This is a genomic window from Streptococcus oralis subsp. dentisani (genome assembly GCF_002096615.1).
In the GTDB taxonomy this organism is placed as follows: Bacteria; Bacillota; Bacilli; order Lactobacillales; family Streptococcaceae; genus Streptococcus; species Streptococcus oralis_U.
This window is the reverse complement of sequence record NZ_NCUX01000026.1, coordinates 1-20,643: the sequence shown is the minus strand read 5'-3', so window position 1 is coordinate 20,643 and position 20,643 is coordinate 1. Positions and strand designations below refer to the sequence as shown.

Sequence of the window (20,643 nt, the reverse complement as noted above, 5' to 3'; positions counted from 1 at the left end):
ATTATAGAATTAGAAAAATATAAATTGAAAGGAAAAAAAATAAATGTCTATTTTGCCAATTGGAACAATTGTTTATTTAAAAGAGGGGAGTCAAAAACTAATGATTCTCAATCGTGGGGTTACTATAGAACAGAATGGTGAAAGTGTTTTGTTTGACTATTCTGCAGCTTTTTATCCGATGGGACTAAACCCAGAACAGTTGTTTTACTTCAATCGTGATGATGTAGATAAAGTGGTTTATAAAGGCTATAGTGATGAAGAAGAAGAACGGTTCGCTGAAATTTATCAACGTTGGCTTGATGAAAATGCTACAACTATTAAAAAAGGTGTAACTAAATAAGGTAGATCTATAAATATTATTAAAAATATTACAATACTTTGTAGAAATCAAAAAACGAGGAGCTACTTTGATATTAAAGAAACTCCTCGTTTTTTTAGTCATTTTTCTATCATACAGCTAAGTCTGTGTGACTATAAGCCAAAATTTATGATACCAAAATATAGCTTTGTTCCTATAGGATAGGAAGGGATCTGTTTTGATATTGTGGTATAATAGAGCGAGAACATTTTCCTTTTAGTACATGGAACTTTTAAAATAGAGGGACAAGCTCCTTGGGCTAATAATATTAATAGTGAGTGGAAGAATCGTTCTGAGGTAATTCAAAATTATCAAAATGTTTTAGATAAAATTAAAAATGAAACCGAATTAGATGAGAATGATATAGCAGCGATTGCAGAGTATGGAAAACGTTATCCGACAGAGTTAGCAAAGCCAGAACTATTAAGGTTAATTAGTGACTCTCCATATAGCAAAGTTAGCGAATTATATAATAAAACTACAACTGTTTTAGATGTTGCTAATGTTTTGTATTTGGGATCTCGAATTTCAAAAGATAATAAAGGAAATCTAATATTTCATCATGGTACAACACCTATTGGGCAAAAGCTAGATAAATTGTTAGGCTATGATAAATTTTACAGTCGAAATAGTATAAACCGAGGTCACAATTACAGTAAGATTACTACAAATAAGGGAACAAATATTCGAGGTCAGTACGAGGATATGATGTCTCCTTTCCGTCCTAATATCATTAAGGCTGGAAAAGACGGTGCACTTTCCTCGGCAACAGCTGGTTTGTCAAACATATTTTCAATACATCCTACTGAAGGAATTAAGATATCAGATAGCTTTAAAAATATGGGCAAATTAGGTAAAGGTATGGCGATTGCAAATGTGGTATTTTCTGCTGTTGATATTGTAGACGGAATGGGAGAAACACATGATATTGCTGTTAGCAAAAATATGACAGTTGGAAGTGAAAAGTATATAGCTACTCAATTTGGAGGTGTTACGATTGACACTGTTAAGAATGTAGGAATAGGGACGTTGGCTGCTGTTGGTGGAGTTGCTGCAGCTACAGCAATTCCTGTTGCATTGCCAGTTATGGTAGTAGGTGGTATAACAGTGGCAGTAGGTGGAGCTATTAGTTGGGGCTTAAATGAACTTGATAAACACACTGGATTTTCTAAAGGGCTTAAAAAATGGTGGGCAGGAATTGTAGGAGGATAAGATGAAAAAAAAGTATATTGAGTTTTTGAATATGGCAGTTGTGGATACTAGACCTATAAAAAACTCTGATTTTTTAAAGTCAGTTGCAATTGAGGTAATGTTTACTTTGCTGATATTTATAGTGTCTATTTTTATAGAAGGTGAGATACATGATGTAAGTATGAATATCTTTCACATTGCCATTTATCATCTATTGGCTTTGTTATTCATGTTCTTGCTATTTCAAAAGTTTTCCAAATCAAAATTATTGCAAATATTTCCGGCTACGTCTGTGTTAATTTTTCACATTGAATTTCTTTTCTGGAGTTCTATATTTTTGGGAGATGACTACTGGTCTGTCTTCATGTTATTGATTAGCCTAAGCCTTATTTTTCAGCTACTAACCTTTGTTTACCAGTTATTAATTGTCCCTAAAGCTAAGACTTTACCATCTGGAGAGTTCAGGAAAACAATGCTACACATTCCTTCTGTTATTGTTATTTGTTCAGCAGCAATTGTAGTAGTTATAGCACGTTTATTTATGTTGCCGTCGGTATATGTTGTTACTAGTCTTGTGGCAGTAAGTATTGGATGTATTCCCTTCTATTGGTTTGAGTATGCACGAGTATTCACCGGTTGGAAAAAGAAAAGCACGAATAACTTTATTTATAGAGGAGAAATAAAATGAAATTAATTAGAATAGATATCAGCAATATTGCTTATACAGAGAAAAAAGTAGCCATGGATTCTTTTCTAGATTTGATTGAAGGTTGTGAAAAATTATTATTTGAAACAGGGGTCTATAAAAATGGTCCGACAACGATTGAAACATGTTTGAGCACTTTTGGAAAGCCAGGAGAAGCCTCGTTTAAGGTCTATATTCCGACAAATATTCCAATTGAAGGAAATGATGAATTTCAATATTTAGAACATTTTACAATTAAGCAGTGTGTCTCTGAAGTAACTCCATTTGATGAACATTTCCTTCCAAAAATTGAAGAAATGAAGCAGTATATTCATGATGAGGGATTAGAAATGCTGGGAGATACAGTTTTTCTGTCTATTTTGCCAATATTTGGGCAACACTTTGTTGAAATTAATATCCCAATTAAGGAGATTTCAGATGCTATTTAAAAACGTGGGAGAATACCAAGATATACAGTATAGAAATGTTATCTCAAGGTATTATACAGTATCTCCAGAAGAGATGCCGGACACTTATAACGCTTTTTTAGACGAAGTAAGAAAAGCAGGATATACGCTTCGAGGACCTTTCTTTTATACGATTAATTCTAAGTTAGAAGAAAATCAAGATGTGTTGATGGAACTGTTTATCCCAGTAGAAGAAGAGTGTATTGAGAATGCTTTGCCGAAAGACTTTTTGTATCATAGTCTGTTTCAAGTTTTAAATACTGTTTCAACTAGAATTTTAGAACCAGATGATGAGTCAGTGAAAGAAGGGATAAGCTTCTTAGCTGGTTATATCTATTATCAGGGACATTGTGAGTTGACCCCTCCCTTCTTTTTCACTACAATCTCTGATGGGAAAGTCTATACAGATATTAAGGTAGGAGTATTGAAGGAGTGAGCGGAATTTAATCTGATAATCTACTTACGATAAAAGTTAGATTTGTTAGTATATTTTTGGGCTTTTCTATCTATTTTGGTTCGTGATATAAAGCCAATGCTAAAGATTATAGATACAGGTATTATTGAAACAATATTACCATACTTTATAAAAATCAAAAACGAGGAGCTACTTTATCATTAAAGTAACTTCTCGTTTTTTGTCTGTTCTATGTCGTAAGATGAATTAGCGTGGCCATAAGCCTAAATTCATGATACAAAGATATAGCTTTGTTCCTATGGGAAGAGGGTTGTTTTGATATTGTGGTATAATGGAACAAGAATATTTTCTTTCTAGTAGCTTGAAAATTCTATATTTTTCGCTTGTTTATCTCTTCTGCTATTTTCAAAAAATATCCTGTCCCTTGCCGTCAACTTCCACCCTCATGATGTGGCTTTCTTTTGATTGACTACAAGGGTGGTGGAATGGCCAATCTCTTTAAGAACCTGCCCCACCTCTTGGGAACCATTACCAACTTGGATGGAGCCCAATCCATGCGGGCCTTGGCTTCGAATGCGGAGATCCATCGCCTCAGCCTGGTCAGGGGCGGATTACCAACCGGACAAGGACGATATGGGGATTGAGGACCACACGATCTATCTAATCAATGAATTGGGTCAATATGAAATCTTGAATGAAGACCTATCGGGCTTAGAAGAAGCCGAAGAGATCAAGGAAGTTCCGACAGAGTTGGATGCGATAGTGCAGCATATCCAAGTTTTGTGTCAGGAACAAGAAATTCCTCCAGTACCCCAGCCATGGTTGCCTCCGCTCAAAGAGCGCATTGCGCTAGAGGAGCTGGAAGCAGTGCAGCCAGCGGTTGCTTGGGAAGAAGAGAAACCACTCTCTGTCCTCTTGGGGATGCTTAGGGTATTAGAAAGTATTTTTCTACCTTAACGATTTTTCCAAGCTTGGTAGCGAGTATCAATCAAGAGTTGGGTTAAGCGTCCCATTGTTTCTCTTTCTTCGGGAGTGAGGGATTGAGCTTGGACAAAGAGATGGTGAATGTGTTCAATGACCTTGAAGGAAGAAAGATCGTTGATAGAGGAGATACCTGCATCAAGAATGATTCTAAAAAAGAGGTCGAAGTAGAGCTGCAATTCTTCATCAGGAACTGTTTCAACCCATTCCTTAAAAGTTGTATCGACTTGTTGGCTGTCACTATTGGTCTCATCCAGTTGGACAAAGTGTTTGTCTTCAACCTGCCAACTAAAGGTGTCGTGCTGGGCAAGACCACCTAGGGCAGTGCTTCGAACGACGATTTTTTTATCAGGAATTTCCAGCATCATCCCGATGATAGAACCTTGTGGGACAAATACTTTTGTTCTTTCCATCATGTTTTGATAGCCAGCTGTTTCGGTCAGTTCCTTGTGAAGTCCAGGGGCATCAAAAGTATAGACAGCAACAATGTTTTTTTGTAAGAGTGGATCGAGTTGACTAGCAGCATAGACGGCTAGATTGCCCCCTTTTGAGTGTCCTGCTAGGATAACCTTTTGCTTAGGATGTTGAGCAAAAAAGTCCTCTAAATACTGGAGGGCGTGTTTTTGAGCTGGGATTTCTTTCATATAGGTCATATGGAAATCTTCTTTCCAACCGATGATACTATCATCCGTCCCACGAAAAACAAGCAAATAAGTATCGAGACTGATACGATAGGTCATAGCCGCAAACTGTTTTTGCAATTCAGGATCAATATCGTTGATAAAGTCTGAGAGCTTGCAATTTTTAAACCGTTTGTGTTGAGAGAGTTGATCCAACAACTGGAGGCGGTTCTTATTGGTCAGCATAGTCGTTTCTCTGGGGATTTGAGGTGCTAGATCTATGAGACGCTTTGGTTCTTGGGCGACTACATCATCAAAAGGAAGATAGGTTAATTCAGTCAAGGCAAGAATATCTAACTCGTTCACGGGGAGGTCATAAAAGGAATCGTATGCTACATCATTCAAGTAGTCAAATATATTGGCCATAAAAGCTCCTTTCTCTATGTTTATCCTATCATATTTACATAGAATTAGCTAGTAGGCTTGTTTGGCCTCTCTACATGATGACCTAGTAGGGTTTAATCCGGATATATAAACGACAGATTGTTCTTATTTCAAACCTCTAAACGAGCTTACTTGGATATTTTTGTTATCAATGCCATTTTCCTTAAAAAAATTCTTCATCTCATTTACATCATCAGGCTGACCTGTGATGAGATAGCTGGCTTGATTGCCGTATTCATCAATAGCACGTTTTAAAAATGCTTGACTTTGAGAAAATTCATCGCTAGTTTTATAAGTAAAATTCGATGTGTTTTGAGCCAGTTCCTTCATCTCATTATCGAAAATAGTAACTCCTTTGTCATAATGGTTGAGAATAATCGGACATTTACCAGCCCATTCTTTGATAAGGGGACGTAGAGCAGAAATACCAACATCAGATGAAAAGCAAACTAGTGGCTGATTCGTATCTTTAACGGTTAAAGAGGATTCAAGCCAACTCATCTCAATCTCACTGCCAGCCGGTAAATGTGTCAAGGATTCTTTAAAGTGGCTACCACTATTATGCGTTAGAATGAGGATTTCATCTTCATCAGGTGTGGAGGCAATGGTTAGCCATCGACTGGTCTGCTCTCCCTTAGCTTCGTTTTTCCTAGCAGCGGACGACGTATCAGGGAGTGTAAACTTAGCATAAGCCCCAGCTTTCCAGGTTTGATGACTCGGCTTTGTGATATGAATTAAATACAGATCTCCGGTAGGGTTTTCGATGGATTTTATCGATAATGTCTGACTTCGTCCAAGATAGGCGATGGCACCCCAAGTTGTAAGAGCTAGTAACCCAAGTGTTGATAGAATGATAATAAACATTTTTTTACCTCTTTTCATTTTTTATGACTCCTATTCTTAATTTTATGAATGAACTTAAAACAAATTCATTCATATCTTTTCAAAAAATAAAGAAATCCATCTTCTTTATTTTAGAACTCCTTTTATGAAGTTGGTTGCAAGTATTTCGACGGTCTTGCCAATATCTGGAAAATCTTTTTCCGTGATATGCATATCCATATAGTAAAATAGATTATAAACCTGTAAAATATCTTGAATCTTTTCTGGCGAATACCCTTCAGCCTGCATACGATTTGTAAAAGTTTTAACTAGAAACTGATGAAATGGATTTGCGACTTTGCCTTCTTCCGAGGAATAGTAGCTGTGCAACTCATCTGCTATGGCAGGATTGTACCATTCTGCAAGGATTTTATTGGAAGAAACGAGAGTTCTGGACTGAGCAAAGAGTTGACCAATGAGGTCAGTCATGTCAATTTCCCAATCCAGTTCTTCGATCATAGCTTGGCGAACACGATTGTTTTCATCTATATAGATGTCTAGAAAAATGGCTTCTTTACTCTCGTAATAGTTATAAAAAGAACCAACTGCAACACCAGCTTGCCTAGCAATTTCTGAAATTCCTGTTGCCTTGTAACCTTTTTTCGAAAAAACTTCATAGGCCGCTGTCTTTAAAGCTTGTTTTTTGTCCAATCTGACTTTACCTCCTTTAAGTATGAATGAATGATTTATTTTGTTCATTCATATTCTAACAAATCCTAGCTGGCTTGTCAATAAGAAGGCTAGATCTATTAAATAAGTGAAAGAAATGCTAACTAAATGAATACAAAAAGGAAAAATAGGATAAGGCTGGAACTATAGTTAAAAATAAGGTATGATATCAATGGGATTATTCTCTATTTAGCTATCGTTTCCTAATTTGGATTTGAAAAATAGATAGCCAAATAGTTGAGATACTAATCCATAGATTTTTTATTAGGGTATTTGATATTTTGAACAAGAGTAAAGGAGGAGCGCATGCACAAAATTTTACTAGTAGAGGATGACCAAGTCATTCGGCAACAAGTTGGGAAATTGCTCTCTGAGTGGGGATTTGAGATCGTTTTGGTAGAAGACTTTATGGAAGTGCTGAGTTTATTTGTCCAGTCGGAACCTCATTTGGTCCTCATGGATATTGGTTTGCCACTTTTTAATGGTTATCACTGGTGTCAGGAGATTCGTAAGATTTCCAAGGTGCCCATTATGTTTCTGTCTTCGAGAGATCAGGCTATGGATATCGTCATGGCGATCAATATGGGAGCGGATGACTTTGTGACCAAGCCTTTTGACCAGCAGGTCCTTTTGGCTAAGGTTCAGGGCTTATTACGCCGTTCCTATGAGTTTGGGCGGGATGAAAGTTTGCTAGAGTATGCAGGTGTGATTCTCAATACCAAGTCTATGGATCTGCACTATCAAGGTGAAGTCCTGAGCCTAACCAAGAATGAATTTCAAATTTTGCGGGTTTTGTTTGAACATGCGGGCAATATCGTGGCGCGTGATGACCTGATGCGGGAACTCTGGAACAGCGACTTTTTTATCGACGACAATACCCTGTCTGTTAATGTTGCTCGTTTGCGCAAAAAGCTTGAGGAACAAGGCTTGGCAGGCTTTATCGAAACCAAGAAAGGGATAGGATACGGACTGAAACATGCTTGATTGGAAACTATTTTTTCTAGCCTATCTGCGTTCTCGTAGTCGCATCTTTATCTATATTTTTTCGTTGGGTTTTCTTGTCCTACTCTTTCAGTTTCTGTTTGCTAGTCTAGGATCTTATTTTCTTTATTTTTTGCTGCTCAGTAGTTTTTTGACCTTCCTATTTTTGGCTTGGGATATATTTGCAGAAGCTCAGGTTTATCGACAGGAAGTACTCTATGCTGAGCGAGACCCCAAGTCTCCTCTGGAATGTGCGCTAGCAGAAAAGCTCGAAGAGCGTGAATCTGAATTATATCAAAAGAAGTCTGAAGCGCAGAGTAAGCTGACGGATTTGCTTGATTACTACACCTTATGGGTTCACCAGATCAAGACGCCCATTGCGGCTAGTCGCCTTTTAGTAGCAGAAGTCTCTGATCGGGAGGTCAAGCAGCAACTGGAACAGGAAATTTTCAAGATTGACTCCTATACCAATCTGGTGTTGCAGTATCTTCGTTTAGAAAGCTTCCACGATGACTTGGTATTTGAAAAGGTCCAAGTGGAGGACTTGGTCAAGGAGATGGTTCGTAAGTACGCTCTTTTCTTTATCCAGAAGGGACTAACAGTCAATCTACATAATCTCGACAAAACCATCGTGACCGATAAGAAGTGGTTGTTGGTCGTCATTGAACAAATCCTCTCAAACAGCCTCAAATACACCAAGGAAGGTGGACTAGAGATTTATATGGAGGGTCAGGAGCTCTGTATCAAGGATACGGGGATTGGGATTAAAAACAGTGATGTACTCCGAGTCTTTGAACGTGGTTTTTCAGGCTACAATGGTCGCTTGACCCAGCAGTCATCTGGACTTGGACTCTACCTATCCAAGAAAATTTCTGAAGAACTTGGCCACCAGATTCGTATCGAGTCTGAGGTCGGGACAGGAACGACAGTAAGAATCAAGTTTGCCGATATAAATCTGAGAATTGAGTGAGCATAATAGATAAGAGCCCAGGATAAGACAACTGGGCTTTTCTACCTTTAACTGTGTATCCTAGTAAATTATTTGCTTGGGCGTTTCCGGTTAAAAAATAAAAATCAACCAGACTTTGTGAAAGGTCATCTACAAAATCAAGCTATTCTTTTAACATCAGACTATAATTATCTAGTCGTATCCAATCTTCAATCCTTCCTAAGAACTGGTGGGTGCAACATCAAAATGCAGAAATTACTAGTGAACTCGCTGGTGGGATGGATGTGACTGTAAGCGAAGAGGGACAGTTGAAACTAGCTGATGATTATCCAGACTGTCTTAATAAATCGATATTACGTTTTGAAGATCAGGCTAGTCTTGTTTACGGCTCTGTTCGAGCAATTACCAGTGAGCAAATCAATGAGATTTTTGGTGAGTTCTTCTTTATCGGTATCTTCCTTTTTATTATTTTTATGGTTGGTGCAGTATTAATTATCCACTATAAACAAATCTCTGAGGGATATGAAGATCACGAACGCTTTATCATCTTGAAAAGGGTAGGTCCTGATCAAAAGCAGATCAAGCAAACCATTAACAAGCAAATCTTGACCGTTTTCTTTCTTCCTGTAATTTTTGCCTTCCTCCATTTGGCCTTTTCTTATCATATGCTTAGTTTGATTCTCAAGGTCATTGAAGTAGTTGATGCGACCATGATGTTAACGATAATCTTACCTATCTGTTAAATTGATAGATTTCTCCAGAGAAAGACTGTAAAATTTTTGATATAATGTTAAGGATAGACTGACGGATGCTTAAAGGATAATTTTCAAAAACATAACAGGTGAGAATTAAAAATATGTAAGATTGAACAGAAGTCTCTCTGCCATCATCCATGCAGAAACAAGATTATATGAAATAAAAGGAGTAACCAATGACCGGAAATTATTCAACACGTGAATACCGTGAGAAATTATATGATGATCTTCATGTTCGATTAAGAGATATAGTGATTTTGATGTGTGCGATTTTTATTGCCTCTATCGGTCTAAATATGAATTCAACAGCTGTCATTATTGGAGCCATGCTGATTTCCCCTCTTATGACACCGATTGTTGGACTCGGATTTGGTTTAGCTATTTTTGATACCCGTTTAATCAAGCAATCTCTAGAGGTTTTATTTACTCAAGTATTGGTCAGCTTGCTTGTCTCGACTCTGTATTTCTGGATTTCTCCCTTATCTTATGCAAGTAGCGAACTGATTGCACGAACCTCTCCAACCATTTGGGATGTTCTTATTGCTATTGCTGGTGGGATAGCAGGTGTAATTGGGTCAAGGAAAAAAGAAGCAAACAATATCGTGCCAGGAGTAGCCATTGCAACAGCTCTGATGCCACCTATCTGTACTGCAGGATATGGTTTAGCTAACGGAAATGTACGATTTTTATTTGGGGCTCTCTATCTTTTCTTGATCAACTGTGTCTTTATCATGCTAGCCAACATTGTTGGAACAAGAATTATGATGAGAAAATCTCCCTTAAGTTCATTTAAAGAGCTAAACATTAAAATGAGAATTGGGTTAATCTCCTTGATTGTATTATTGGTTCTTCCAGCCAGTTATTCAGCAGTCACTCTGACGATGGATCAAGCACGAAAAGAAGGGATCAAACAGTTTGTAGCAAAAGAGTTCGCGAATCACACGGTCATTAATCAAGTCTACAAGTCAAGAAATAATGAATTGGTCTTAACGGTTGTTGGAGATCCGATTTCAGAAGAAGAATTAGAGACGCTCCATCTAAAACAAGCCTCTTACGGTATTCAATCTGTTCAATTAAAAGTCAATCAAGTCCATAATTCGACAAAGTTAGATAGTGAGATGACCAAGGAATTTTATGAAAACATTAACAAGTATATCGATCAAAAACTCTCTGAAAAAGATTCACAAAAAGATCTCGTAAAAGAAAATGAAGCAGACAAGGATTGAGGATAGTCAACTTATCTAACTCATGGAAGCAAATTTTGGGAGGATATCCTATATCCAACAGTTAGTGGATAGAAAGGATTGTTGATGAGGATACCATTTGTGGTGGTTTAACCAATCACTACTAGCTCAGGTTAAATAAAATATAAAAAGCAACAGCTGAAATAGTTGTTGCTTTTTCTGGCTCTGAAAAATGTTTCTCAGACTGTGATTGTTTTATCTCTCAACGCGTGATTTGTTGGCGATATCAGCTAGGATAGCTTGAACAAAGTCATCAACTGAGACAGTTTGTGTTTCTTTTTGGCCATAGCGACGAACATTGACTGTTCCGTCTTCCATTTCCTTGTCCCCAACGATCAATTGGTAAGGAATCTTGCTTGTTTGTGAAGCACGGATCTTGAACTGCATTTTTTCATTGCGCTCATCCACATCAGCACGAACTCCACGGTCACGGAGTTTCTTAGCAACTTCCCATGCGTAGTCCACGTGTTTTTCGTTAGAAACGGGGATGAGGGTTACTTGATGTGGTGCAAGCCATGTTGGGAAGGCACCCTTGTAGTTTTCAATCAAGATAGCTGTGAAGCGTTCCATAGTTGAGATTACACCACGGTGGATCATAACTGGACGGTGCTCTTCACCATCAGCTCCAATGTATTTGAGGTCGAAACGTTCTGGCAACAAGAAGTCAAGCTGGATAGTCGAAAGGGTTTCTTCTTTTCCAAGGGCAGTCTTCACTTGGATATCGAGTTTCGGACCATAGAAGGCAGCTTCTCCCTCAGCTTCAAAGTAGTCCACGCCCATTTCATCAAGCGCTGCACGAAGCATGGTTTGGGCATTTTCCCACATCTCATCGTTGTCAAAGTACTTGTGAGTATCTTGAGGGTCACGAAGAGAGAGACGGAAGCGGTATTCAGTTAAGTTAAAGTCTTCATAAACATCGATAATCAACTGAAGGGCACGTTGGAATTCTTCTTGGATTTGTTCAGGAGTTACAAAGAGGTGACCGTCGTTGAGAGACATTTCACGCACACGTTGAAGACCTGTTAGGGCACCAGATTTTTCGTAACGGTGCATCATACCGATTTCAGCGATACGGATTGGCAATTCGCGGTAGGAGTGAACATGGTGTTTGTAGACTTGGATGTGGTGTGGGCAGTTCATTGGACGAAGGACAAACTCTTCACCGTCCCCCATGTCCATAGTTGGGAACATATCTTCACGGTAGTGATCCCAGTGACCAGAAGTTTTATAGAGTTCCACTGAGGCAATTGGTGGAGTGTAAACATGTTGGTAGCCTGCAGCGATTTCCTTGTCGACAATGTAGCGTTCCAATTCACGACGGATAGTCGCACCATTTGGCAACCAGAATGGAAGTCCTTGACCAACATCTTGTGAAATCATGAAGAGGTCAAGCTCTTTACCAAGTTTACGGTGGTCACGTTCTTTAGCTTCTTCGCGCATTTGAAGGTAGTTCTTCAAGTCTTTCTTGTCAAACCAAGCTGTACCGTAGATCCGTTGCATCATCGCATTGTCGCTATTTCCACGCCAGTAAGCACCTGCTACATGGAGCAGGTGGAAGATTTGGATACGGCCTGTTGAAGGCACGTGTGGGCCACGGCAGAGGTCTACGTACTCACCTTGACGGTAAATCGTCAAACCACCCTCGTCTTCAGAGTGCTCTTCAATCAATTCCAACTTGTAAGGGTCGTTCTTGAAGATTTCACGCGCTTCATCTTTAGTCACTTCTTCACGAATAGATGGGAAGTTTTCTTTGACGATTTTTTTCATTTCTTCTTCGATACGAGGCAGGTCTTCGTTAGAGATTTGACCAGCAGTATTGTCCGTATCATAGTAGAAGCCATCCTCGATAGCTGGACCAACACCCAAGTGAATATCTGGGAAAAGGCGACGAGCTGCTTGGGCGAACAAGTGAGCAGCTGAGTGACGCAAGATTGGAAGGGCATCTTCGTGATCAGGTGTCACGATTTCGATAGAGCCATCTTCAGTGATAGCACGAGTCGTATCGATGAGTTTGCCGTTGAATTTACCAGCAAGAGCTTTTTTAGCTAGGGAATTGCTGATAGATTGGGCAATTTCAAAAGTAGTTACGCCAGATTCGAATTCACGAACAGCGCCATCTGGGAAAGTAATCTTAATCATGGTTTTCTCCTTAAAAATTTATCATATTTTATAACTGAGGTTTGAAGAACTGGAAAACTAGCTATCAACAAAGAATGATAACAATCGATTTGCTAAATCAATTTCATTTTAACTTTTTCAGTCTGAAAATAAAGAAAAGAGTAGAAATACATAGATAGCATACCAAAGAAAGGATTAGAGACAAGTATTGTTCATCAGTCATCTCACCTTCCATGTAAATCCTTAGTGGATAGTTTCTTATAGCATTAACCAAATAAATACCAGCAGTTAGGCTTAGAAAATATCCTGATAGGATGAGTTTCTTTTTCTTAAAAAACATTAAGATACTAAGGAAAGGAGCAAGAAATGGTAAAAGAGGAACAAATGCAAAAAATGAAAAGACAACAATGTACTCCAATCCCCATAGACTGAGAGTTTTCATTAGCCATACATAGACTATAAGGAAGGCACAAGGAATCACCCAAGACAATGATTTATTCATATCAACCTCCATCTTCTTTTCTTAGCTATGTTTCATTTAACCTGGCAATATCTCTATTCTCCAAACAAAAAACGACATCCTCGAAAGGACGTCGCAACGTGGTTCCACCTTCATTTATGTTCCTCAAAAAAGAGGGACACCTCTGATTGGCTTTAACGTGGCCACCGTTTTATGTTTTCATAAAAGTCAGTAGAGTAGTATCAGTTTAGACTCTCTATGCGTTTCCAGCAACCACGCACTCTCTAGTAGAAAGGGACTAAGTGACTTGTCTCTATGCATTATTATAGCATGATTGCGAGAATTTTCAAGGATTTTGTGAAAGTTTTTTATTTTTTCCGTGCTGGAGCATATATTTAATACCTGAACCTGAAGCCATACCAAGTAGGGCAAAGAGTTCATAAGCTAGGAAATAAACGAGAATGAATTCATTGAAAGTAATGATGGTAAAGCAATAGAGAAGAGCAATACCAAGCAGCCACCACAGTGAGAATTGGAAACGGTAGCTATAAAGAAGGGATACGATAAAGGTTGCCAAAGGTGAAAAGAGGATAATGTTATAAATGTAGAGCCCTTTCAGCGTATAAGGATCAGATATCAGCAGCAAAAGCAACTCATAGAGGGGCCAGTAAAAGAAGAAAATGACAAGGCAGTATGGAATATACTTAAGATATTTCCGCATGGCAATAGTCCTCCAATCTGCAAAAATTGAGAGATGTTGAAGACCACATGATCCTAAATGAAGGGGAACTCTCTACCTATATTATAGCACGATTTGGAAGCTCTTACAATTGAATCCAGTGATCAGTGATAGTGATTTTTTGCAGTGTTTTCTGCTATAATACTAGCAGAAGAAGTAAGAGGAAATGAGGAGAAAGAATGACGAAAATAGCAGTTCTTTCAGACATACATGGGAATACAAGCGCCTTGGAAGCTGTACTGGCTGATGCTAAAGCGACAGAGGTAGACGAGTACTGGCTTTTGGGAGATGTTCTTATGCCTGGAACAGGACGTAGAAGGATTTTGAACCTCTTGGCTGATTTGCCCATCACAGTAAGAGTTCTGGGTAATTGGGAGGATAGTCTCTGGCGTGGTTTGCATCGCAAGCTAGATCTAACAAAAGCTAGTCATCGTTATCTCCTGCGCCAATGCCAGTATATCTTAGAAGAGATTAGCCCTGAAGAAATCAAAGATCTCCACAATCAACCCATGCAAGTTCATCGTCAGTTTGGTGATTTGACAGTAGGAATCACTCACCATCTCCCTGATAAAAATTGGGGTAGAGAGTTGATTCATACGGGAAAACAAGAAGATTTTGATAGATTGGTGACGGAGCCGCATGCCTCTATCGCAGTATATGGGCATATCCACCAACAGTTGCTTCGCTATGGAAGTGACGGACAGTTGATTCTTAATCCAGGATCAATTGGGCAACCCTTCTTTTTAGATGCGAGGTTGCGTAAGGACTTGCGTGCCCAGTATATGATCTTAGAGATTGATGAAGCAGGTTTGGCTGATGTTGATTTTCGTCGAGTGGATTATGATGTAGAAGCCGAATTGCAGTTGGCTAAGGATGTAAAGCTCCCCTATTTCCAAATCTACTATGAAAGTTTGGTAAATGGGATTCACCATACTCATAATCAGGAACTTCTGTATGAAATTGCTCAAGAACAGGGGCATGATGCCGAGTTGGATGCATGGTTGGATAGTGGTAATGATTGACATTACAACGTAAAAGGGTATAATGGGTATCAGATAGGATGTGAAAGGAGAAGAAGATGCAAATTTCAAGTCGATTTACGATTGCGACTCATATGTTAATCATTATTGCCATCAAGAGTCAAGAGAGCAAGGTAACCAGTGATTTTCTCGCAGCCAGTGTTGGGGTCAATCCGGTCATTATTCGCAAAACATTGTCCCAACTCAAAAAAGCTGAACTGATATCAGTTGCGCGTGGGACGGGCGGTACCGAGATTCTCAAAGACTTACAAGATATTAGTCTTTTTGATGTTTATCAGGCAGTCGAATGTTTAGGAAAATCTGGTAAACTCTTTAGTTTCCATGACAATCCCAACCCCAACTGTCCAGTAGGGGCCAATATTCATGAAGTTTTAGATCAAAAATTGCTAGATATCCAAGAAGCGATGGAAAACCAGCTTCGTCAGACGAGTCTGGCTCAGGTTGTGGCAGATGCTCAGGATAAAATGACAAAGTAAGAGGGCTAGAGTCCTCTTTTTCTATTGCTATAATTATGGTACAATGTAGTCATCAAAGGAGAAAACTATGTACTTTATTACAGGATTTTTCGTCCTACTTTTTCTGATTTCATTTTTTAGGGACAATCGCAGTCTCTGGAATCCGGCTCTCTTGCTTTTATCTCTGCTCTTTTCTTACCTGTCTATTGCCAATCTTTTTTATGAAGCTGGGCAAGAAGAAGTGCACATGATTTTATTTGCAGTGATTTTTTTCTTGCTTCCATTTTTAGTTTTTCTAAGTGGCTTTTTCCTTATTTATAACGGATTTGTGTTATTGAAGAAAGAAGGGAAATCCAAGGCAAATTATTTGTCTCTGGGACTAGGGTGTGTGATTCTGTTCTTTTTTGTGATCATGGCAATCCGAATGAGCGATACCAATGGTTTGTTCTACACCAATCATCTAGTGAATATTTTCTTTTTCTTTCTGATCTATTCGTATTTGATTTTTGGCTTTGCCTTTGCAGGATTTCTACTTTATTCTATTCTGTATCTTTTTATTCCTAAGAAAAAACATTATGATTTTATTATTATTCACGGAGCAGGCTTGTTGAATGGAGAAAAAGTAACTCCCTTGCTCAAGAGCCGCATTGACAAGGCAGTAGAAGCTTATCACCAGTCTCTCAATCCCAATGATAAAATCATCGCAAGTGGTGGTCGAGGTGGGGATGAGAAGATTTCCGAAGCTCAGGCAATTTGTAATTATTTGATGGAAGAGACGGATGTTCCGAGAGAAGCCATTCTCCTAGAGGAAGACTCGACGACGACTTATGAGAATCTTCTCTTCTCAAAAGAATTGGGAGAGAAGCTGGTGACCAGTCCACGTTTTCTCTTTGTGACCAATGATTACCATGTTTTTCGTACCAGTACCTATGCTCGCCGTATTGGGATGAAGGGAGATGGTCTTGGTTGCCGTACAGCCGCCTACTATATCCCATCGGCCTTTATTAGAGAATATATTGCTCTATGTGTGAAGATGAGATGGCTTTTTATCGCCTTCTATACTTTATTAATTTTAGCTCTGATTTTCTCCTATAGAGGTGTTCTATGGTAATATGTAAAATTCATATTGTAATTCTTGTTAGAATCTCTAAAAGATCTTGTAGTAACCCTAAGGGAAAAATTGTCACTAGTAATGAAAGAGCAGGGTAAGTGATTGTGAGTGCGGTTTTTGGAACGGCTTCATGATTGCTCGTCAATAAATTGAACAATTTCTAACCTAGTTGCAGATTTTCAGAGAGAGTCAAAAATAGGCAACTGAATATGAGTAGACTAGAATTTTACAGTCAACAACAAATAAAAATGTGAACAGCAACAGAGGTTCACATTTTCTTTTTGGTCTATGGCAAAATGGCTTTTAGTTCCTTCAGGATAGTTTGCAAGGTTACGATCGCTTGTTCTCCTTGTTGTGGTTGGTAGAGTAGTTGGAAATACTTGCGAATAGTTTCTTCAAATTGCTTAGGGAGGAGAGTACAATGGGCCTTTGCGTACTCCAACATTCGTTTTTCACCAGGATGGGTTTGCTCATTGAGCGCAAATAACAAGTCAAAGTAGGAAGCAAAAAATTCACTCGTACGATGATTCATACTGAGAAGATCTTGGCGTTTGATAGCTTTTTCTATTTGGTGAGAGAAGGCAGGCATGGCTTGTTCTAGTAAAAGGAGTTGCCTTTCAATGATATGCTTTTTGAGTTCCTGTGGATAGGGAATCTGGTAAGTTCTTTGGAGCGAAGCATAGTGTCCATTCGGATCGTATAGAATCTTGCTGTGGAGTAAATTGTGCCACATACAGGTTGTATAAGAGTTTTGGGCTTGATGCTGAAAAACAGTTGAGTTTAGTTCTTGTTCAAACGACTCCAGCGAACGATAAATCAACTCGATTTCGATACCGTTGTTTAGTACACAGTCGTCCTCTAATTCCCAAAACTGGTTTCCAATTTCCATATAGGAGCAATAGTTGCTAAGAATGATTTGACGAGTTTTTTCGTCAATAGGTGAGTTAAGATAGACATAGACATCATAGTCAGAATTTTGATCGTAGTCTTGTCCTGCACGAGAACCACCAAGAGCGATAGCTTCTACTTGCTCCAGTTGAGAGAATTCTTTGTAAAGTTCTTGAATCATTACTTTTCTCCTTTTTATTTTACGATTTTAAATGTGTTGTTAATTCTAATAAATTACCTTCGGGATCAGATACAACTGCTTCATAGTACCCATCACCAGTTGTTCTTGGACCGGATTGAATAGAAAAACCATCTTCTTCAAAGCGTTTTGCAAATGTATCAACATCCACTTTGTCTCCTACAGCAATAGCTAAATGGTAAAATCCAAAACTATTTTTATTCTTTTCTACAATATCTGGGCGATGACAAAGTTCTAGACGTGCACCATTTTTAAAATTCAAAAAGTAAGATGAGAATTCCGTTTTAGGATTATAATATTTTTTCGTTGCAACGGCATTAAAGTATTTCTCATAAAAAGATTTCATTTTTTCTAAGTCATTTACCCAAACACCTACGTGTTCAATAGAGATTGTCATTGTGTTATCCTTTCTTGTTAAATTATAGTTATCTTTGATAAAATATCAAACGATAAGATAAAATGGAATAAAGAGTGAAGTCAATACATCCGAAGTGCTTTTTTCAATTTTTCCCTTTGTAGAAAAAATGTTCTATCGAGTATCTTCTTTGAACCATAAAAAGCAAAGAAATCACGATAATGTCCACGACAATAAAATCTTAAAGGGAACTAGTACTTGTTCAAGAGTATAGTGGTATTTCCCGTCAGATTGATAATCCTTTTCCTAGATATTAGCAGATACCGCCAATGCTATTTTTCTATCTTCTAATTTATCTCCTCCATTTTTTACCATAGAACCAACCACAAATTAATACAGCGTCTATCCATTTTTTTAATAACGACGGACTAGAAGAATTAAATATAGGAGATTGAAAAACTAAGTTTTAATGTGATTCAACTAATGTTTACTCTCTTTATATAATTCGTGAATTGTATATTCTTCTGTAGATTTCCTCACTCCAAGGTATATTAATAATTGAATGATCCATTTATATTTTCCACTAATTATTGACATGGTATAGCCAAAACCACTTTTTCTAGGTGAAATACCTATTTTTCCACCGATTCATAAGCTAATTGACTGTTAAAAAGTTCTTATCAATATTTTTCTACACTATTAATTATTTTCAGCCCACTCATGCATGATAAACATTAGGAATAGAAAGAACAAAAGATAGAACGGATAAACTGAAATATTGGTGACATCACTTAGGATTCCAAAAAGCTTTGGCATAAAGGCGGAGCCGATATAGGCAGAAGCCATCTGAATGCCGATTAAACTCTGACTATTTTCTCTTCCAAAACGCTCTGGAGTAGAATGGATAATGCTCGGATAAATCGGTGCACAACCAAGACCAACAGTAGCAAGTCCTATTAAGGCAATTGTATAATGAAAGCTAAAGGTAAGGAGAATCAGACCTATGAAAATTACAATGAACCCTAAGCGAATCATATTTTTATCTTCAAGTTTTTCTGCAATAAAACCAGAAATTGCTCTGCCACCAGTGATTCCTATGTAAAATATTGAAGCAAAGGATGTTGCCGTTTCTGCTGGAATATCTTTGACCACATTCAACCAACTAGCTGCCCAAAGTCCGGTCGTCTGTTCAAGAGCACAGTATCCAAAAAAACAAAGCAAAATTTGAGGGGCGCCTTGAAGTTTTAAGGCTTGAGAAATTGAAAGAATATCTCTATTATATTCTAACTTCATCCCTTGTTCTTTTGCAGTCCATAGGGGTAAAGAAATAAATATAATAGTTGTTAGTATAACCTGTATGATTCCAATGATTCTGTAACCGACAGGCCAGTCGTAACCACTTGACAAAATCATTCCCATGATATAAGGACCGATAGAAGCCCCCATCCCCCACATACAATGTAGCCAAGATAGATGCTTAGAAGAAAAATGCAATGCTACATAGTTATTCAGTGCGCTATCAACTGCTCCTGCACCAAGACCATAGGGGATAGCCCATAGGCACAGTTGCCAATATTCTTGACAAAAAGAAAAACCAAATAAGGATAAAGCAGTTAGCCCTACCGAAACTGCCGTCACTCTAGCTGTAGAAAATTTATGAATTACTCTATCTGCATTTAAAGAAGAAATTATTGTACAAACAGAAATAATCAGAAAGATGGAGCCTGCCCCGCTAATAGTTGAATTTAAGCTACGATACATATTTGGCCAAGCGCTTCCTAAAATAGCATCAGGTAAGCCTAAACTAATAAAGGCCAGATAGATAACCGCTAACAACAACGAAATCATTTAGCTCTCCTTGTTAGATTGTTCTTCTTTTGATTTCTAGAATCTTGTTTTTTCCAATTGATTGAACTCCGTTCAGTATGAATGGGTCTATCTCAGTCAATCTTTCAAGGATTGGGTGGAATTCTTTAGGAAGACAGGTGTCAGAAATTTTTATATTTTCTTGTAAAGATGGACAATAATATGCAATAGCATCCGGAGCAATGACTGATGTTAATGCTGTTATCTGATTTAACAAAAGAAATGTGAAGTCATTTGAACGTGATTGGCGATCTGCAGGTTTATGTCCATTCATGAGATAGCCGACTTCCCCTGCAAAACCATTTCTTCCACGATGCAATCTTTTATTGATGATAATACCAGAACCGGCAAAATCTGTATCTGGCTGATAAAGAAGGGCCAATGTTCTAAATTCTGGGTGAATACTACAATAACCAAGAGAGGCAACATTAACATCATTCTCTAAAACAATGGGGATCGTTGTAAGGGATGAAAGTGACGTTAGAAGATTTTTTTGATTGATCTGTTCAAAATCAGAATAGATAATTTCTCCTTGCTCTCCAATAATACCAGGAAAACTAAGTACTAATACCTGAATCAGTGGATCACTAGTAATTAGTTTTGGGAACTATATACCAGTTTACACCACCAACAACATATTGTATTTATGAGAATATCAAAAAAGGCGACTTCCAAACGGAAATCGTCTTTTAATAATGTCTAAATTCTTCATAATGTTCACTCATATATTCTGCCAACCATTCCATACCATAGGCTATCTCAAATACTTCC

23 protein-coding genes and 1 pseudogene are annotated in these 20,643 nt (G+C 38.1%); 13 read left to right on the top strand and 11 right to left on the bottom strand.

Going from position 1 to position 20,643, the window contains the following annotated elements:
• Positions 1 to 43 precede the first annotated feature (43 nt).
• The 6 genes and pseudogenes from B7708_RS00945 to B7708_RS00920 form a co-directional block, all read left to right on the top strand.
• Positions 44 to 340, top strand: a complete 297-nt coding sequence (locus B7708_RS00945; protein ID WP_020902045.1) for a DUF4176 domain-containing protein — start codon at positions 44 to 46, stop codon at positions 338 to 340.
• A gap of 525 nt (positions 341 to 865) precedes the next feature.
• The gene (locus B7708_RS00940; RefSeq protein WP_239822444.1) at positions 866 to 1,570 is read left to right on the top strand and encodes a hypothetical protein; all 705 of its coding nucleotides are present in this window, start codon (positions 866 to 868) and stop codon (positions 1,568 to 1,570) included.
• A gap of 1 nt (position 1,571) precedes the next feature.
• Entirely contained in the window at positions 1,572 to 2,237 is a 666-nt protein-coding gene (locus tag B7708_RS00935) for a lantibiotic ABC transporter permease (RefSeq protein ID WP_084973070.1), read from the top strand.
• Entirely contained in the window at positions 2,234 to 2,683 is a 450-nt protein-coding gene (locus tag B7708_RS00930) for a hypothetical protein (RefSeq protein ID WP_084973068.1), read from the top strand. Before B7708_RS00935 ends, B7708_RS00930 begins: the two co-directional genes overlap by 4 nt.
• Positions 2,673 to 3,137, top strand: coding sequence for a DUF5085 family protein (locus B7708_RS00925; RefSeq protein WP_084973066.1), 465 nt, complete (start codon positions 2,673 to 2,675; stop codon positions 3,135 to 3,137). The genes B7708_RS00930 and B7708_RS00925 overlap by 11 nt, the downstream gene beginning before the upstream one ends.
• Positions 3,138 to 3,530: 393 nt before the next feature.
• Positions 3,531 to 4,040: pseudogene (locus B7708_RS00920) on the top strand (FtsK/SpoIIIE domain-containing protein); the annotation flags it as partial.
• A 29-nt stretch (positions 4,041 to 4,069) separates the two neighbouring features.
• On the opposite strand, the gene B7708_RS00915 reads toward B7708_RS00920, so the two are convergent.
• The 3 genes from B7708_RS00915 to B7708_RS00905 all read right to left on the bottom strand — a co-directional run bounded on the left by B7708_RS00915 (position 4,070) and on the right by B7708_RS00905 (position 6,694).
• Positions 4,070 to 5,143 (bottom strand): DUF2974 domain-containing protein, encoded by a 1,074-nt coding sequence (locus B7708_RS00915; RefSeq protein WP_084973064.1) that lies wholly within the window; start codon positions 5,141 to 5,143, stop codon positions 4,070 to 4,072.
• Between the two features lie 123 nt (positions 5,144 to 5,266).
• Entirely contained in the window at positions 5,267 to 6,043 is a 777-nt protein-coding gene (locus B7708_RS00910; protein ID WP_084973062.1) for a ferredoxin reductase domain-containing protein, read from the bottom strand.
• An 87-nt stretch (positions 6,044 to 6,130) separates the two neighbouring features.
• Positions 6,131 to 6,694 (bottom strand): TetR/AcrR family transcriptional regulator, encoded by a 564-nt coding sequence (locus B7708_RS00905; protein WP_185760452.1) that lies wholly within the window; start codon positions 6,692 to 6,694, stop codon positions 6,131 to 6,133.
• Between the two features lie 324 nt (positions 6,695 to 7,018).
• On the opposite strand from B7708_RS00905, the gene B7708_RS00900 reads away from it, so the two are divergent.
• The 4 genes from B7708_RS00900 (at position 7,019) to B7708_RS00885 (ending at position 10,623) form a co-directional block, all read left to right on the top strand.
• Entirely contained in the window at positions 7,019 to 7,696 is a 678-nt protein-coding gene (locus B7708_RS00900) for a response regulator transcription factor (RefSeq protein ID WP_000548970.1), read from the top strand.
• Positions 7,689 to 8,663, top strand: coding sequence for a sensor histidine kinase (locus B7708_RS00895; RefSeq protein ID WP_000887932.1), 975 nt, complete (start codon positions 7,689 to 7,691; stop codon positions 8,661 to 8,663). Before B7708_RS00900 ends, B7708_RS00895 begins: the two co-directional genes overlap by 8 nt.
• 212 nt (positions 8,664 to 8,875) lie before the next feature.
• On the top strand, positions 8,876 to 9,385 hold the full coding sequence (locus B7708_RS00890) for an FtsX-like permease family protein (protein ID WP_004245951.1): 510 nt from the start codon (positions 8,876 to 8,878) through the stop codon (positions 9,383 to 9,385).
• A gap of 188 nt (positions 9,386 to 9,573) precedes the next feature.
• The gene (locus B7708_RS00885) at positions 9,574 to 10,623 is read left to right on the top strand and encodes a DUF389 domain-containing protein (RefSeq protein ID WP_084973058.1); all 1,050 of its coding nucleotides are present in this window, start codon (positions 9,574 to 9,576) and stop codon (positions 10,621 to 10,623) included.
• A gap of 213 nt (positions 10,624 to 10,836) precedes the next feature.
• Here the strand turns inward: B7708_RS00885 and thrS are convergent, their stop codons facing one another.
• The 3 genes from thrS to B7708_RS09890 all read right to left on the bottom strand — a co-directional run bounded on the left by thrS (position 10,837) and on the right by B7708_RS09890 (position 13,940).
• Positions 10,837 to 12,780, bottom strand: coding sequence for a threonine--tRNA ligase (gene thrS, locus B7708_RS00880; RefSeq protein ID WP_084973056.1), 1,944 nt, complete (start codon positions 12,778 to 12,780; stop codon positions 10,837 to 10,839).
• Positions 12,781 to 12,883: 103 nt separating this feature from the next.
• Positions 12,884 to 13,261, bottom strand: a complete 378-nt coding sequence (locus B7708_RS00875) for a hypothetical protein (protein ID WP_239822443.1) — start codon at positions 13,259 to 13,261, stop codon at positions 12,884 to 12,886.
• 304 nt (positions 13,262 to 13,565) lie between these two features.
• Entirely contained in the window at positions 13,566 to 13,940 is a 375-nt protein-coding gene (locus B7708_RS09890) for a hypothetical protein (RefSeq protein ID WP_061452873.1), read from the bottom strand.
• Positions 13,941 to 14,137: 197 nt separating this feature from the next.
• Here B7708_RS09890 and B7708_RS00865 point away from each other — a divergent pair, with 197 nt between their 5' ends.
• From B7708_RS00865 to B7708_RS00855, 3 genes are all read left to right on the top strand, one after another.
• Positions 14,138 to 14,980: a metallophosphoesterase family protein gene (locus B7708_RS00865; RefSeq protein WP_084973054.1), complete on the top strand. Its 843-nt coding sequence runs from the start codon at positions 14,138 to 14,140 to the stop codon at positions 14,978 to 14,980.
• A 56-nt stretch (positions 14,981 to 15,036) separates the two neighbouring features.
• Positions 15,037 to 15,474, top strand: coding sequence for an Rrf2 family transcriptional regulator (locus tag B7708_RS00860; RefSeq protein WP_084973052.1), 438 nt, complete (start codon positions 15,037 to 15,039; stop codon positions 15,472 to 15,474).
• A gap of 67 nt (positions 15,475 to 15,541) precedes the next feature.
• Positions 15,542 to 16,564 carry a YdcF family protein gene (locus B7708_RS00855; RefSeq protein ID WP_084973050.1) on the top strand — a complete coding sequence of 341 codons (1,023 nt, stop codon included), beginning with the start codon at positions 15,542 to 15,544 and terminating at the stop codon, positions 16,562 to 16,564.
• 286 nt (positions 16,565 to 16,850) lie between these two features.
• On the opposite strand, the gene B7708_RS00850 is transcribed toward B7708_RS00855, so the two are convergent.
• The 5 genes from B7708_RS00850 to B7708_RS00830 form a co-directional block, all read right to left on the bottom strand.
• Positions 16,851 to 17,633, bottom strand: coding sequence for a DUF4037 domain-containing protein (locus B7708_RS00850; protein ID WP_084973048.1), 783 nt, complete (start codon positions 17,631 to 17,633; stop codon positions 16,851 to 16,853).
• A gap of 19 nt (positions 17,634 to 17,652) precedes the next feature.
• A complete protein-coding gene (locus tag B7708_RS00845) occupies positions 17,653 to 18,048 on the bottom strand; it encodes a VOC family protein (protein ID WP_084973045.1) in 396 nt (131 codons plus the stop codon).
• A gap of 310 nt (positions 18,049 to 18,358) precedes the next feature.
• Positions 18,359 to 18,451 carry an NAD(P)H-dependent oxidoreductase gene (locus tag B7708_RS09985; RefSeq protein WP_239822446.1) on the bottom strand — a complete coding sequence of 31 codons (93 nt, stop codon included), beginning with the start codon at positions 18,449 to 18,451 and terminating at the stop codon, positions 18,359 to 18,361.
• A gap of 254 nt (positions 18,452 to 18,705) precedes the next feature.
• Entirely contained in the window at positions 18,706 to 19,854 is a 1,149-nt protein-coding gene (locus tag B7708_RS00835) for an MFS transporter (RefSeq protein ID WP_084973043.1), read from the bottom strand.
• Positions 19,855 to 19,867: 13 nt separating this feature from the next.
• The gene (locus B7708_RS00830) at positions 19,868 to 20,395 is read right to left on the bottom strand and encodes an ROK family protein (protein ID WP_239822445.1); all 528 of its coding nucleotides are present in this window, start codon (positions 20,393 to 20,395) and stop codon (positions 19,868 to 19,870) included.
• Positions 20,396 to 20,643 lie beyond the last annotated feature (248 nt).